A 13,791-nucleotide genomic window follows, 5' to 3' on the forward strand; every position below is an offset into this window, starting at 1 on the left:
CTCCGGACTTGCTCTGGAGTTTTTTTATGGCTGTTGCGACACATTCTGGCGTGTTTGCAGCACAAACGGCATCTCCCGCAAATAAAAAATGACACTGAAAGACCATTCAGGCATAGTTGTCTTTCGGAACTTGTTGTCCAGCGAAAATGTGCTGCACTGGTTGCCGTCAATTGCAGCCAAGCTGCAATGCGCCGATTGTTTTGCATAAAAAATAATCAACGATGAAAGGAGGAGTTCATGCATGCGGCAAGCAGCGTAACCATCACCGATAGTGTCGAAACACAATCGAACTGGCATTCGCAATCTTCGTGCCGAGACCAATATTGAAAACATCGCGCTCTTTCCAGTAAGTATTCCGATATTCCGTCGCACCCGACCGGTGCCCGCTCATATTGAGGAAACAGTCATGCTGAAAAATCTCACCATCAAGTCACGCCTGATTTTTGTGATTACCTTCCTGTCTTTCCAATTGATTATCGGTGGCGTCATTGGCAGCGTCAGCCTTGGCTTTGCCAATGAGGCGATAAAGTCGCTGTATGCCGATCGACTGGTTTCCACCGGACAACTTGATCACGTGGTCCGCTTGCTGACTTCTAACCAATTGATCATTGCCAAAGCCATAGCGGGAAATCCAGCCGCGCTGGACAAGCAGATGGCTCAAGTGGAGGCCAACATACAAACCATTAGCAAGGCATGGGACGAATACCAGGTTCACGTCCGTACTTCGGAAGACCAGAGAATCGCCGATCAATTTGCAAAAAGCCGTAAAAAATACGTCGCCGAAGGCCTGCTGCCGGCGGTTGCAGCGCTGCGCGCCGGAAATATTCAGCAGGCAACCGAAATCCTGAACGGACCGATAACGCAACTGTTCGTGCCGGTGGAAACCGGCGTTAATACACTCATCAAGCAACAGTTGGATGTCGGAGAAAAAGAGTTTGAGCAATCGCAAACTATCTATCGCTGGGTGCGCATCAGCTACGCCGCCGGCGTTCTGTTCGGCCTGTTGCTGGCCGCGATTATGGGCATCTGGCTGGTGCGCGCGATTTCGCGGCCGCTGGAGGAGGCAGTGAAGATTGCGCGCAGAGTGGCCGCAGGTGATTTGACGCAGCAGATCGAAGTTCGCGCCCAGGATGAAACCGGCCAGCTGATGCAAGCCCTGAAGGACATGAACCACAGCCTGGCGCAGATCGCCGGCGATGTGCGTGCCGGCACCGACACCATCGCCACCGCGTCCGATCAGATCGCCGCCGGCAACATGGATTTATCCTCACGCACCGAGCAGCAAGCCAGTTCGCTGGAAGAGACTGCGTCGTCGATTGAAGAGCTGACCTCCGCTGTCCAGCACAATGCCGACAACGCCCGCCATGCCAACCAGCTGGCAGTATCGGCGTCCGAAGTTGCCAGCAAGGGCGGCGCGGTAGTGGCGCAAGTGGTCGATACCATGGGCTCGATCAACGAATCATCCCGCAAAATCAACGACATCATCGGCGTCATCGACGGCATCGCGTTCCAGACCAATATTCTGGCATTGAATGCCGCAGTCGAAGCGGCGCGCGCCGGCGAGCAGGGCCGCGGCTTTGCGGTGGTCGCCACCGAAGTGCGCAGCCTGGCGCAGCGCAGCGCCAGCGCCGCCAAGGAAATCAAGACCCTGATCGGCGATTCGGTGGAAAAGGTGGATCAAGGCGCCCGGCTGGTCGACCAGGCCGGCGCCACGATGAACGAAATCGTCGAGAGCATCCGGCGCGTGACCGACATCATGGGCGAGATCACTGCCGCCAGCCAGGAGCAGACTTCCGGCATCGAACAGATCCATCAGGCCATTACCCAGATGGACCAGGTCACCCAGCAAAACGCCGCACTGGTGGAGGAAGCTGCGGCAGCCTCGGGATCGTTGCAAGAGCAGGCCGGCAATCTGGCGCAGGTGGTCAGCATCTTCAAACTCGATCAGGCTCATGCGGTGGCGGTGGCTCCGGCAAATCCCCCGGTCATGCCGGATGCCCGCACCGCCGCCCGGCCCAACCGCAAGGCCGATGCACCGCGGGCCGCCAACAGCCCGCTGCACGCCAAGAAAATCGCCAATGCGCCAGCGGCGTAGGAGTGGGGAGAGTTTTGATCCTCGAGTTGAAATAACCCCACAATCGACGACAGGAAATCTCTGAAATTCAACACCGCCATTCCCGCCTATGCGGGGATGGCGTTGCTTTCAGAGCCCCTCTTGCGGCGACAGGAGCATTGCGACTGAGTAGAGACAAACTGGGTATGTGGAAAAATTGCAATTTTTCGCAATATATCATTGCCATCTTTAAAAATACATAAACCAGTATATTTTCAATGCAAAAAAAACGCGCAACGGCAGGCTATCAAACGATTCTGAGCGACAAAGACTCCAACCTTCCGATCCTACCCTCCAGCAAATCGCCCGGCTGCGATGCATAAAATTGCGAACAATGCGCAATGATTTCAGGAATGCTCCAGATCAACCGGTCCAGCGCGCCTTGTTGACGCACGACACCGTTAACCCTCAATTCGATGCCCGCGCATGCTGCAAGTCCGCAGTCTGGTGCGGCTATACCATCTGCCCTACCAATACCGCATCGGCCGGCTTCATGAAGAAAAACAGCACTTCGCGGCCGCTACCACCCATCCCTGGCATGCTCGGCATAATTGCGGCCTACGCAAGAAATCCGGTGCACCGGGAAAAAAGCGGGATCTCCGGCAACCAGTACGGCGGCAGGGGCTGGCGGCGGAAAGACAAATTGCATCGGAACTCATCGCAAGCGCAGCACTTGCATGACTAAGGACAATAAAATACCGGCTCAATGCTGCCGGGCAGACTACTCAAAGCAACTTGCATCACAGCATGATATACAACCCGACAGCCAGCCCCTATATAATAAGTCCGGAATTCAACAGCGTCATGCGCGCGGTTTTTTACTAAAAGTCCAATAATGACCAAAAATTTCAGCTGGTGCGTGCGTGTCTATTATGAAGACACCGACGCCGGCGGTGTCGTGTTTTATGCCAATTACCTGAAGTTCTTCGAGCGCGCACGCAGCGAATGGCTACGCGCCGCCGGCGTCCAGCAGCAAGCACTGATGCACAGCGACGGCGTGATGTTTGTCGTCACCGGCACCGCCGTCGATTATCATGCTCCCGCGCAACTTGACGATGAACTGAATCTGACCGTCGCGGTCGAAAAGCTGGGACGGGCTTCCGTGCAATTCTTCCAACAAGCCTGGCGCGGTCAGCAATTGCTGACTTCCGGCCGGATCAAGGTCGCTTGTGTGGGGGCAAAATCCTTTCGGCCGCAACCGATACCGGCCTCCGTCCTGCTGAAAATTGCACCGCCCGCCGAACAATAATACGGCCTCGCAGACAATGTCCGACCATCGATAAACCAGCCCCAATCACACATAGCCCATGACTGTCATCCAAGACCTTTCGTTCCTCTCCCTGATCACCAACGCTTCTGTCATCGTGCAACTGATCATGGCTTTGCTGCTGGCCGTATCGCTGATGAGCTGGAGCTATATCTTCCGCAAATCGTTTGCAATCCGCGCGGCGCGTGCGCAAACCGAAGAATTCGAACGCACGTTCTGGTCCGGCGGCAATCTGAACACGCTGTATCAGGATGCCACGTCCAGCCGGCGCCAGAGCAATGGCGCCACCGGTGCGCTGGAGCGCATCTTCACCGCCGGCATGAGCGAATATCTGAAGGGACAGGCGTCCTATACCAAAAAAGACAGCGCGGATGCCAACGCAATGCTGGACGGCGCCCGCCGTGCGATGCGCGCAGCCTACCAGCGCGAAATGGATGCGCTGGAGTCGCACCTGGCCTTTCTGGCATCGGTCGGCTCGGTCTCGCCGTATGTCGGACTATTCGGCACCGTCTGGGGCATCATGAACGCGTTTCGCGGGCTGGCCAATGTGCAGCAAGCCACCCTGTCGGCCGTCGCGCCAGGGATCGCCGAAGCGCTGATCGCCACCGCGATCGGCCTGTTCGCTGCGATTCCGGCGGTGGTCGCCTATAACCGCTATACGCACGACATCGACCGGTTGGCGATCCGCTTCGAGAGCTTCGTCGAGGAATTCTCGAACATCCTGCAACGCCAGGCGCACTAAGGAAAACTGCGATGACCACTTCAATCTCAGGCTCGATGCGCGGCGGCCGCGGCCGCAAATTCAAATCCGAAATCAATGTCGTGCCCTACATCGACGTGATGCTGGTGCTGCTGATAATCTTCATGGCAGCGGCGCCGATGCCCAACCCCGGCATGGTGGATTTGCCGAATGCCGGCAAATCGGATCTGCCGCCGAGCCAGTATATGGAAGTGATCCTGAAAAAGAACGCCAACGCGCAAATCCGCATCAACAACCCGAGTCAGGGTAGCGCCAAAGGCGACACCACCAGCGTCAAACCGGCCCAGCTGCTGGAAAACCTGCGCGAACTGCACCAGCAATATCCCCAATTGCCATTAATGATTTCAGCCGAAAAAAACATTATTTACGATGATGTGGTGCAAGTCATTTCAGATGCTAAAAAGATCGGCATCAACCGCGTCGGACTTGCGGCCAAACAGTGAAAACCGTCAGAAATTCATGAACGCATCGACGCCCTACTCCGTTCCGCGCGAGCCCGGCCGCTGGCGCGCCATCGCGCTTGCTGCGGTGGTGCACGCAGCACTGTTCGCCTTTTTGTGGATCGGCATCCGCTGGCAAAACGAAAAGCCGCTGGCAGTCGAGGCGGAAATCTGGAGCCCTAGCACACAGGAAGCCGCTCCGGTAGCCGCGCAGAATATGCCAGAACCGCAGCCGGAGCAGCCACCTGAAAAACTGCTGGAAAAACCGGTGCCCGCACCAGAGCCTCCCCCTGCTGTCGCAACGCCACAGGTGGAAAAACCCGATATCGCGCTGGAACAGGAAAAAAAACGCAAGGTGCGGCAAGAGCAGCAGGAACAGGAGCAACGTCTGGCGCAAAAACGTCACGAACAAGAGCTCCTGAAGAAACAGCAGGCGCAGAAGGAAGCATTGAAGCAAAAAGAAGCACAGGCTGAAAAAGAAAAGGCGCTGGCGCAGAAGAAGCGCGAAGCGGAGGAAGCCAGCAAGATCGCCGCCGCAGCGAAGGACAAAAAACACAAGCAGGACCTTGCCAAGCAGGCTGCGCTGGCGGCGGAAGATAGCAAGCTAGCCAAGCTGCGCGATGAAAACCTGCGTCGCATGACTGGAAATTCGAGCAGTAGCACGAGCGGCAGCGGCACTGCCGCCAAATCGCAGGGCAATCGCGGCGACCCCGGCTATGTCGAGCGGATACGGGCGAAGATCAAATCGAACACGATCTTCAACGTACCGAACGATCTGAACGGCAACCCGGAAGCCGTCTATGAGCTCAGCCTGCTGCCCGACGGCAGCATCCGCAGCCTGCACCTGAAGAAATCTTCCGGCGTGGCCGGCTTTGACGAAGCAGTCAAGCGCGGCATAGAAAAATCGGAACCATATCCGAAAGATAAATCGGGCGAAGTTCCATCCAGCATCAACTTAACGTACAAACCCAAAGACTGATGACCATGATGAAAAAATATTTACTGCGCGCCGCCATGGCGATTGGCCTCAGCGCATCCGCCTTTGCGCACGCCCAGTTGCAAGTCGAGATTTCCGGCGTCGGTGCCAGCCAGATACCGGTCGCCATCGCCGCCTTCGCCGACGAATCGATCGCGCCGCAACAGATCAGCGCCATCATCAAGGACGACCTGACCCGCAGCGGCATGTTCAAGATCATCGACACCGGCAGCGCGCTGTCGGAGACGGCTGCCGTCAATCTGGGCGACTGGAAATCGCGCGGCGCCGATGCGCTGGTGGTCGGCAGCGTGCAGCGGCTGGCCGACGGCCGCTTCGATGTCCGCTATAAATTGCTCGACACCGTAAAGGCGGCGCAGTTGTCGGCCCTGGCGCTGGCCGGGCAGCCGCAGTTCACCCGGATCACCGCGCACAAGATCGCCGACGACATCTATGAAAAACTGACCGGCAGCCGCGGGGCCTTCTCGACCCGCATCGCCTATGTCACCAAGGCTGGCAATGAATACCGCCTTGAAGTGGCCGACGCCGACGGCGAAGGCACCCAGGTCGCCTTGCGTTCGAACGAACCGATCATCTCGCCCGCATGGTCGCCGGACGGCACCAAGGTCGCGTATGTCTCGTTCGAGGCCAGGAAGCCGGTGATCTACGTGCAAAACCTGATTACCCGCCAAAGAATCGTACTGGCCGGTTTCAAGGGCAGCAACTCGGCGCCGTCATGGGCGCCCGATGGCAGCCGGCTGGCAATCGCGCTGGCGCGCAATGGTCTGACCCAGGTCTACAGCATCAACCAGGATGGCAGCAACCTGCGCCGCCTGACCAATACCAACGGCATCGACACCGAACCGCAATTCTCGGCCGACGGTCAGAGCATCTATTTCACCAGCGATCGCAGCGGCGGCCCGCAGATCTACAAGATGAGCGCCAACGGCGGCGATGCGCAGCGCGTCACCTTCAACGGCACCTACAACATCAGCCCGCGCATCTCGCCCGACGGCAAGCTGCTGGCCTATATTTCACGCCGCAACGGCCTGTTCCAGCTGTACGTTCTGGATCTCGCCAGCGGTCAGGAACAACGACTGTCTGACACAGTCAAGGACGAATCGCCGAGCTTCTCACCCAACAGCAAATACCTGATGTACGCAACCGAAGCCGGCAGGCGCGGCTCGCTTGCAGTGGTATCTGTCGATGGCCGTGCCAGACACCGTCTGACCACCAGGGCCGGCGATATCCGGGAGCCCACCTGGGGTCCTTTCATGAAATAATGTTTCGATCAACACTTTGCAATTAAGGGAATACAATGCGCAAGCCAATTAGCATCACTCTCGTCGCAGCAAGCATCCTGTTACTGGGCGCCTGCAGCTCACCGGTCAAACTCAGCGACAAGGCGCCGGTAGAAGATCACAGCGGTCACATGGCCGGTACCGGGCAGGTTGACCCGCGCACCGTCAGCACCGTCAACGCCGGTACCGATCCGCTGAACGACCCGCAAGGCATTTTGTCCAAGCGCAGCGTTTATTTCGACACCGACAGCTATACCGTAAAAGGCGAGTTCCAGCCGGTAGTCGAAGCGCATTCCAAATATCTGGTCAAGAACAGCGTGCGCAAGATCATCATCCAGGGCAACACCGATGAACGTGGCGGACGCGAATACAATCTGGCGCTGGGCCAGAAGCGCGCAGAGGCGGTACGCAAATCGCTGTCCCTGCTAGGCGTGCCGGAAGCGCAAATGGAAGCAGTATCATTCGGCAAAGAAAAGCCGAAAGCGCTCGGCAGCGACGAGGCAGCATGGGCTGAAAACCGCCGCGCAGACATCGTCTACCCATAAGGCATCGAGCATGAAAACGTCCATCCATTCCACACTCGCTGCGGCCTTGATGGTCGTTTTCACCCATGTCGCAGTGCCGGCTCATGCCGGCCTGTTTGACGACGATGAAGCGCGCCGGGCCGTACTTGACCTGCGCAGCAGGATCGATGCCAGCAATGCCCGCATCGACGGCAAGGCCGACAAAAACAGCACGCTCGATCTGGCCAATCAGAACGAGCAACTGCAGGCTGAAATCGCCAAGCTGCGCGGACAAGTGGAACTCTTATCCAACGAGTTGACCAATACCCAGCGTCGGCAAAAAGATTTTTACGTCGACCTCGACAACCGTCTGCGCAAACTGGAGCCGCAAAAAATCACCGTCGACGGCAAGGAAGCCAGCGTACAGCCGTCCGAACAACTGGCCTACGACACCGCACTGGCAAGCTTCAAGGCCGGCGACTACAAGCACGCAGGAGCAGGATTTTCCGACTTCCTGCGGCGCTATCCGCAATCCGGCTACGCACCCTCGGCCCAATACTGGCTGGGCAACGCATACTACGCTCAGCGCGATTACAAGAACGCGATTGCAGCGCAACAACTGGTAATCCAAAACTATCCGGACAATCCCAAGGCCGCCGATGCGATGCTCAACATCGCCAGCTGCTACACGGAATTGAAGGACAAGGCCAATGCCAGGAAAGCACTGGAAAAACTGATTGCGCAATATCCGGGATCGTCTACTGCGCAAACTGCAAAAGAACGCTTGAGCACATTTAAATAATGCCGCCAGGGCGCACCTAGCGCAGTTTTCTTCATAAATAACGCGCAGCGCATTTGACAGAGTCGGGGCACTTACTTATAATTACGTTCTTTCGGGTCGTTAGCTCAGCTGGTAGAGCAGCGGACTTTTAATCCGTTGGTCGCAGGTTCGAATCCCGCACGGCCTACCACGAATATGCAATACCTTAAAAAATGTTTGCGCTTGCAAGCATTTTTTATTTCCCTCTCTAACCGAGGAAGCAGCATCACTTTTGGGTCGTTAGCTCAGCTGGTAGAGCAGCGGACTCTTAATCCGTTGGTCGCAGGTTCGATCCCCGCACGGCCTACCAAAATGACGAAGGGCTATCCTTAACTGGCTAGCCCTTTTGTTTTGCGCAATTTAGTCTCGCACTGCAAATTCCATCGCGTATCTTCACATGCAATACCGCAAATTTAAGGATTCGGATCAGGCCGAAATGTTTGCGGAACAGCTTTGCCTTAGCACATCCAGCATTTCAATGCCCCCCTCAATGCGCCCCTCCCGCATCAACCGGCCCGTGCAATTTGATTGGTTTCGCCAGCCAAACTATGCCTATCAGCAGCAGGAACAGGATGGCCGATATCCAGAATATATCGGTAGCGGCCATGGTGCTGGCTTGCACGCTCATCAGACGGTCGAACACCGACAGCGCCTGCGCATCGCTCATGCCCTGAGCGGTCATGCCCTGCACTGCCTGCTGGAAGGCGGGGTTATGCGGCCCTGAGTATTCCGCAAGCTGTGCATGATGCAAGGCAGTGCGGTTATCCCACAGCGTGGTGGAAACCGAAGCGCCAATGCCGCCGAACATAATTCGCACGAAGTTCGACAGGCCGGATGCCGCCGCCATTTTGTCGTGCGGCTGTCCCGACAGGATAATGGAACTAAGCGGAATGAAGAACATCGACATCGCCGCCCCCTGGATCAGAGTCGGGATCATCAATGCCATCGTATCGACCTCGGGCGTGTAGCGCGAGCGCAAATAGAATACCAATCCGAAGACCAGGAAGGCGCACGATGCGACGAGGCGGCTATCCGTTTTGGGCAGCAATTTGCCGATCACCGGCGACAGCAGAATCGCGAAGATGCCGACCGGCGCCATGACCTTGCCGGCTTCGGTGGCGGTGTAACCGATCTGGGTTTGCAGCCACAGCGGCAGGATCACCAGGCTGCCGAAGAACAGGCCGTAGCCGACCGAAATCGCGATCACGCCGGAGCTGAAATTGCGGCCCCTGAACAAGGACAGGTCGACCACTGGATGGTCGTCGCCCAGCTCCCAGATGATGAAATAGATGAAGCCGAGCAGCGCCACCGCCGCCAACAGCACGATCTCGCCGGAGCTGAACCAGTCCAGCTCCTTGCCCTTGTCAAGCATCAGTTGCAGTGCGCCGACCCAGATCACCAGCAATGCCAGACCTATCTTGTCGATCGGCAGGCTACGGGTAGAGGATTCGCGCTCGCGATAGATCAGCCATGTAATCCAAAGGGTAAAGATACCGACCGGAATATTGATGTAGAAAATCCACGGCCAACTGTAATTATCGGAAATCCAGCCGCCCAGAAGCGGCCCCATGATCGGCGCCACCAGCGTGGTCATGCCCCACAGCGCCAGCGCCATCGCGCTTTTGGCAACAGGATAGCTGGCCAAAAGGAGGGTTTGCGACAAGGGGATCATCGGCCCTGCCACCGCGCCTTGCAGCACGCGGGCGGCGATCAGGGTCTCGATATTCGGCGCCAGCCCGCACATCCATGAGGCAACGATGAACAACAGGATCGACGTCATGAACAGACGCACTTGGCCGAAACGCGTAGTCAGCCAGCCGGTCAGCGGCACCGAGATCGCATTGGCGACCGCAAACGAGGTTATGACCCAAGTGCCCTGCTGCGGCGAGACGCCCATGTCGCCGGCGATGGCTGGAATCGATACGTTGGCGATCGATGTGTCGAGCACGTTCATGAACACGGCCAGCGACAGCGCCAGCGTGCCGAGCGCCAGCTGGGCGCCGGCGAGCGGCTGCACCGCGGGACGAATGGTGGAACTCATAAAGATAACCCGATTATTAGTCGATCAAAAAGCGCCGGTGGACAGCGCTGCGCAGCACTACTGGCATGTAATCCGTCAATGCGCTGCCGCATTGGCGGCGATAATGGCGGCAATGCGCGCATCCGCTTGCTGCCCGACCGTGTCGAACACCGCGGTCTCATAGGCTGGCGCGCTACGCGCAACTCCGGCAGCCGGCAATGGTGCGCCTTTTTTCTGCGCTACGTCGACCGTCACTTGCATCGACAGGCCGACCCGTAGCGGATGTTCGGCCAGTTCCTTCGGGTCGAGCGCAATGCGCACCGGCAGCCGCTGCACGATCTTGATCCAGTTGCCGCTGGCATTTTGCGCCGGCAGCAGCGCAAAAGCGGAGCCGGTGCCGGCGGCAAAACCGGCAACCTTGCCGTGATAGACGATTTTTTTACCATACAGATCGGACTCCAGCGTCACCGCCTGGCCGATGCGCATCTGGGCAATCTGCACTTCCTTGAAGTTGGCGTCGACCCACAGACTATCGAGCGGCACGATCGACAGCAACGGCGTGCCGGCAGCCACCCGCTGTCCCAGCTGCACCGAGCGCTTGGCGACATAGCCGGTCAGCGGCGCCGGCAAGGTGGTGCGCGCGTAGGCCAGATAGGCCTCCCGCACGCGCGCGGCGGCGCGCTGGACGTTCGGATGTTTTTCCACCGAAGTGCGGTCGGTCAGCGCGCGGTTCGACGCCAGTTGCTCGCTGCTTGCCAGCAGCGCCGAGGTGGCGCTCTGCAGCGCATTGCGGGCATGTTCCAGCTCTTCCTTGGATACCGCGCCGCTGCCGATCAATTGCTGGCGACGCGCCAGATCCGCCTTGGCGCGCTCGACTTCGGCGCCGCGCTGCGCCACGCTGGCACCCAGCGCCGCATTATTCACGTACAACACGCGCACTTCGCGGATGGTCTGCGCCAGTTGCGCGTCGGCCTGCTCCAGCGCCACCCTGGCGTCGCTGCGGTCGAGTTCAACCAGCGGCTTGCCGGCCTGCACCAGCTCGGTATCGTCGGCATGGATCGCCACCACGGTGCCGCCGGCCTGCGGCGTCACCTGCACCACATTACCGGCGACATAGGCATCGTCGGTGCTCTCGAAATTTCTGGCGTTCACGATCCACCAGGCCAGATAGGCAATCAGGACCACCGCCAGTACCAGCGTGACGGCAATCAGCTGGCCGCGGCGCTTGCTTCTGGCAACGGATGAATCTTGAGCTTGAGCGTTCATGACGCAAATTCCACAAAGGTTAAATGAATGAAAATCCGGGCAGCTTCAGCAATATCGATGAGTATGCTGAATAAATACCTGTCTTCCACAATATTTCAGTATGGTATTAAAAATACTCCGTACGAATCCGGGATTACAGCGCATGCCGGTCAGCCTCGAAGCCGCCACCCAGCGCCTTGATCATGCCGACCTGCAGTTCGGTGCGGCGCGCCTGCAGATCGAGCGCCAGTTTGCGCTGCCCCAGCCAGACCGATTCGGCCGCCAGCACCTGCAGCCGGTTAGCGGTGCCGACCTGCCAGCGCTGCTGCGCCAGCTGCAGGTTCTGCCGTGCGGCCTGCAGCGCCAGGTCCTGATTGCGCAGTTGCTGGTCCGATGCCTGCAGCGACTGCAGCTGGTCGGCCACCTCGTGCAGCGCCTGCGTCAGGCTCTGGTTGTAGCTGGCGACCGCGCCGTCATAGGCGGCAACCCGGCCCTTGAGCTGAGCCCGCAACTGGCCGCCCTCGAAGATCGGCAGCCGGAGCGCCGGGCCGATACCGACGATGCGGCTGCCGCCATCGAGCAGATTCGACAGACCGAGGCTGGAGAAACCGGCAAAACCGAGCAAATTCACATTCGGATAAAACTGCGCACGGCTGCTGTCGATCTCGCCCTGCGCGGCCTCGACCTGCCAACGCGCGGCGACGATGTCCGGCCGGCGTCCGAGCAAGGCCAGCGGCAATTGCGCTGGCAGCGCAAACGCCTGCACCTGCGGCAGCGCCGGGCAGGCGATGCCGTGGCCGCGATCCGGGCCCTGCCCCAGCAAGGCCGCCAGTTGGTTGCGCGTGAGCGCAATCGCCTGCTGCCACTGCAACTGTTCGGCCTGCAAGGCGGCGCCCTGCAACCGCACTTGCTGCGCATCGCTATCCATGTCGAGTCCGGCGGCAATGCGCTGCTGCGTCAGGCGGCCGATATCCCGATGCAGGGCTTGCTGCTGCCCGACCAGATCCAGCTGTGCCGATTGACGCGCCAACTGCACCCAAGCCTGCGCGACCGCCGCAGTCAGCACCAGCCGCGCGCCGTGCAACTCTGCTTCGGCCATTTTTTCCTGCGACAGCGCCGCGCCCAACTGCGCCGCATGCTTGCCCCAGAAATCGAACTCGTAGGAAAAATTCAGCGCCAGCTGGTTGTTGCTGCCATACGTCCCCGCCAGGGGCGCCGGAACCATGCCGTTTTCTGTGAAGCGCTGGTAAGTGCCGTCGAAACTGGCGCCGACCGTCGGCAACGCGGCGCCGCGCACGGATTCGGCCAAGGCGCGGCTGGCGCTGACACGGGCAGCGGCAATCGCCATCCCGGGGTTGCCGGCCAGCGCCTCATCGACCAGGCCCTGCAAGAGCGCGCCGCCCAGCGCGTCGGCCCAGAAAGCGTCGGCTGCCGGCCACTGACCGCTGCCGCCAGACAGCGCGTCGGCCGCATAGGCGCTGGCGGCATTGGGCCGGGGGCCGGGAGCAATGCCGTCGAAGCTGGCGCAGGCAGAAAGCAGGATCGCGCTGGCGCCGGCGGCCAGCATCTGCCTTGAAATAAAAGAGGTCATAGTAGCAATAGTCAAAGCAGTAGTTAGGTTGCTTGGTCAAGCATATTTCAGGATGCGCTCAGAGCCCGCCGTGAGCCAGGAACTTGCGCAGCAAGCTTTTCAGGAAACCGACTTCCTCGGCGCTGAAATCGGCAAAAAGCTGGCTCAGCACCGCGACATAAATCACCGGCATCCGCTGCGCCAGCGCTTCGCCGTCCGGCGTCAGGCTCAACCGGATCTGGCGCCGATCCTGCGGGTTCGGCTGGCGCACGATCAGCTGGCGCGCTTCCAGCCGGTCCAGCGAGCGCTTCATGGAAGCGGCATCGATATAGAATTCGCGCGCCAGATCGGCGGCGGAAGCACAGCGGCCGGTCGACAGCATGTAGAGGATGCCGCCTTGGGCGTAGGTGATATCGCAACCGACCAGCGCTTCATCGATCGACTTCACCAGCAGCAGGCGCGCGCGTGTCATGAGAAAGCCGATACTATCGTCGATCTGGTAATTCTCCAGCGCAAACAACGGACTGGATGCTTTTTTGTCTTGCATATCGCTGCCAAATATTCGTTGACCAGGCAATAATATACACGCATTTATAAAATACTGCAGGGCAAACTGATGGGCAACCCAGCCTCTGCAGGGAGGGCAAAAAGATGGGGAAAGTGGAATACCATGCGCCGGCATGGCTGGCCTCACCCCGGAAACTGCAGCTGGTATATTTTTTTATCGCAGGAAATGCCTGCGTAAAACGGCATGAAAATCGCTATACTCCAGATTTTTA

13 protein-coding genes, 2 tRNA genes and 1 pseudogene are annotated in these 13,791 nt (G+C 58.9%); 10 read left to right on the forward strand and 6 right to left on the reverse strand.

Annotated features, from left to right (window positions below; translation table 11 throughout):
• Nucleotides 1-406: 406 nt before the first annotated feature.
• Nucleotides 407-2,095: a methyl-accepting chemotaxis protein gene (locus HMCN_RS0114465; protein ID WP_025918053.1), complete on the forward strand. Its 1,689-nt coding sequence runs from the start codon at nucleotides 407-409 to the stop codon at nucleotides 2,093-2,095.
• Between the two features lie 265 nt (nucleotides 2,096-2,360).
• Here HMCN_RS0114465 and HMCN_RS20145 read toward each other — a convergent pair whose 3' ends face one another.
• Nucleotides 2,361-2,588, reverse strand: a complete 228-nt coding sequence (locus HMCN_RS20145; protein WP_081801532.1) for a fumarylacetoacetate hydrolase family protein — start codon at nucleotides 2,586-2,588, stop codon at nucleotides 2,361-2,363.
• Nucleotides 2,585-2,762 (reverse strand): annotated as a pseudogene (locus HMCN_RS20150) (FAA hydrolase family protein); the annotation flags it as partial. The pseudogene HMCN_RS20150 and the gene HMCN_RS20145, both read right to left, overlap by 4 nt.
• Nucleotides 2,763-2,948: 186 nt before the next feature.
• Between HMCN_RS20150 and ybgC the strand changes: the two are divergent.
• The 9 genes from ybgC (at nucleotide 2,949) to HMCN_RS0114515 (ending at nucleotide 8,487) form a co-directional block, all read left to right on the forward strand.
• Nucleotides 2,949-3,362 (forward strand): tol-pal system-associated acyl-CoA thioesterase, encoded by a 414-nt coding sequence (ybgC, locus tag HMCN_RS0114475; RefSeq protein ID WP_025918055.1) that lies wholly within the window; start codon nucleotides 2,949-2,951, stop codon nucleotides 3,360-3,362.
• Between the two features lie 58 nt (nucleotides 3,363-3,420).
• Nucleotides 3,421-4,122: a protein TolQ gene (tolQ, locus tag HMCN_RS0114480; protein WP_025918056.1), complete on the forward strand. Its 702-nt coding sequence runs from the start codon at nucleotides 3,421-3,423 to the stop codon at nucleotides 4,120-4,122.
• Between the two features lie 11 nt (nucleotides 4,123-4,133).
• Nucleotides 4,134-4,583 (forward strand): biopolymer transporter ExbD, encoded by a 450-nt coding sequence (locus tag HMCN_RS0114485; protein WP_035627317.1) that lies wholly within the window; start codon nucleotides 4,134-4,136, stop codon nucleotides 4,581-4,583.
• A gap of 16 nt (nucleotides 4,584-4,599) precedes the next feature.
• Nucleotides 4,600-5,559 carry a cell envelope integrity protein TolA gene (gene tolA, locus HMCN_RS0114490; protein ID WP_025918058.1) on the forward strand — a complete coding sequence of 320 codons (960 nt, stop codon included), beginning with the start codon at nucleotides 4,600-4,602 and terminating at the stop codon, nucleotides 5,557-5,559.
• Nucleotides 5,560-5,567: 8 nt separating this feature from the next.
• Nucleotides 5,568-6,836, forward strand: a complete 1,269-nt coding sequence (gene tolB / locus HMCN_RS0114495) for a Tol-Pal system beta propeller repeat protein TolB (RefSeq protein ID WP_369792156.1) — start codon at nucleotides 5,568-5,570, stop codon at nucleotides 6,834-6,836.
• Nucleotides 6,837-6,871: 35 nt separating this feature from the next.
• Nucleotides 6,872-7,399: a peptidoglycan-associated lipoprotein Pal gene (gene pal / locus HMCN_RS0114500; RefSeq protein WP_025918060.1), complete on the forward strand. Its 528-nt coding sequence runs from the start codon at nucleotides 6,872-6,874 to the stop codon at nucleotides 7,397-7,399.
• Nucleotides 7,400-7,409: 10 nt separating this feature from the next.
• The gene (gene ybgF / locus HMCN_RS0114505; RefSeq protein ID WP_025918061.1) at nucleotides 7,410-8,159 is read left to right on the forward strand and encodes a tol-pal system protein YbgF; all 750 of its coding nucleotides are present in this window, start codon (nucleotides 7,410-7,412) and stop codon (nucleotides 8,157-8,159) included.
• 93 nt (nucleotides 8,160-8,252) lie between these two features.
• Nucleotides 8,253-8,328 (forward strand) — tRNA-Lys (locus HMCN_RS0114510).
• A gap of 83 nt (nucleotides 8,329-8,411) precedes the next feature.
• Nucleotides 8,412-8,487, forward strand: a tRNA-Lys gene (locus tag HMCN_RS0114515).
• Between the two features lie 177 nt (nucleotides 8,488-8,664).
• Here the strand turns inward: HMCN_RS0114515 and HMCN_RS0114520 are convergent.
• The 4 genes from HMCN_RS0114520 to HMCN_RS0114535 form a co-directional block, all read right to left on the reverse strand.
• Nucleotides 8,665-10,218 (reverse strand): DHA2 family efflux MFS transporter permease subunit, encoded by a 1,554-nt coding sequence (locus tag HMCN_RS0114520; RefSeq protein WP_025918062.1) that lies wholly within the window; start codon nucleotides 10,216-10,218, stop codon nucleotides 8,665-8,667.
• Between the two features lie 75 nt (nucleotides 10,219-10,293).
• On the reverse strand, nucleotides 10,294-11,463 hold the full coding sequence (locus HMCN_RS0114525) for an HlyD family efflux transporter periplasmic adaptor subunit (RefSeq protein WP_025918063.1): 1,170 nt from the start codon (nucleotides 11,461-11,463) through the stop codon (nucleotides 10,294-10,296).
• 133 nt (nucleotides 11,464-11,596) lie between these two features.
• Entirely contained in the window at nucleotides 11,597-13,033 is a 1,437-nt protein-coding gene (locus HMCN_RS0114530) for an efflux transporter outer membrane subunit (RefSeq protein ID WP_035627321.1), read from the reverse strand.
• 58 nt (nucleotides 13,034-13,091) lie between these two features.
• Nucleotides 13,092-13,559 carry a MarR family winged helix-turn-helix transcriptional regulator gene (locus HMCN_RS0114535; RefSeq protein ID WP_025918065.1) on the reverse strand — a complete coding sequence of 156 codons (468 nt, stop codon included), beginning with the start codon at nucleotides 13,557-13,559 and terminating at the stop codon, nucleotides 13,092-13,094.
• Nucleotides 13,560-13,791: the final 232 nt, after the last annotated feature.

The sequence above is a fragment of the Herminiimonas sp. CN genome, assembly GCF_000622895.1.
GTDB lineage: Bacteria > Pseudomonadota > Gammaproteobacteria > Burkholderiales > Burkholderiaceae_D > AVCC01.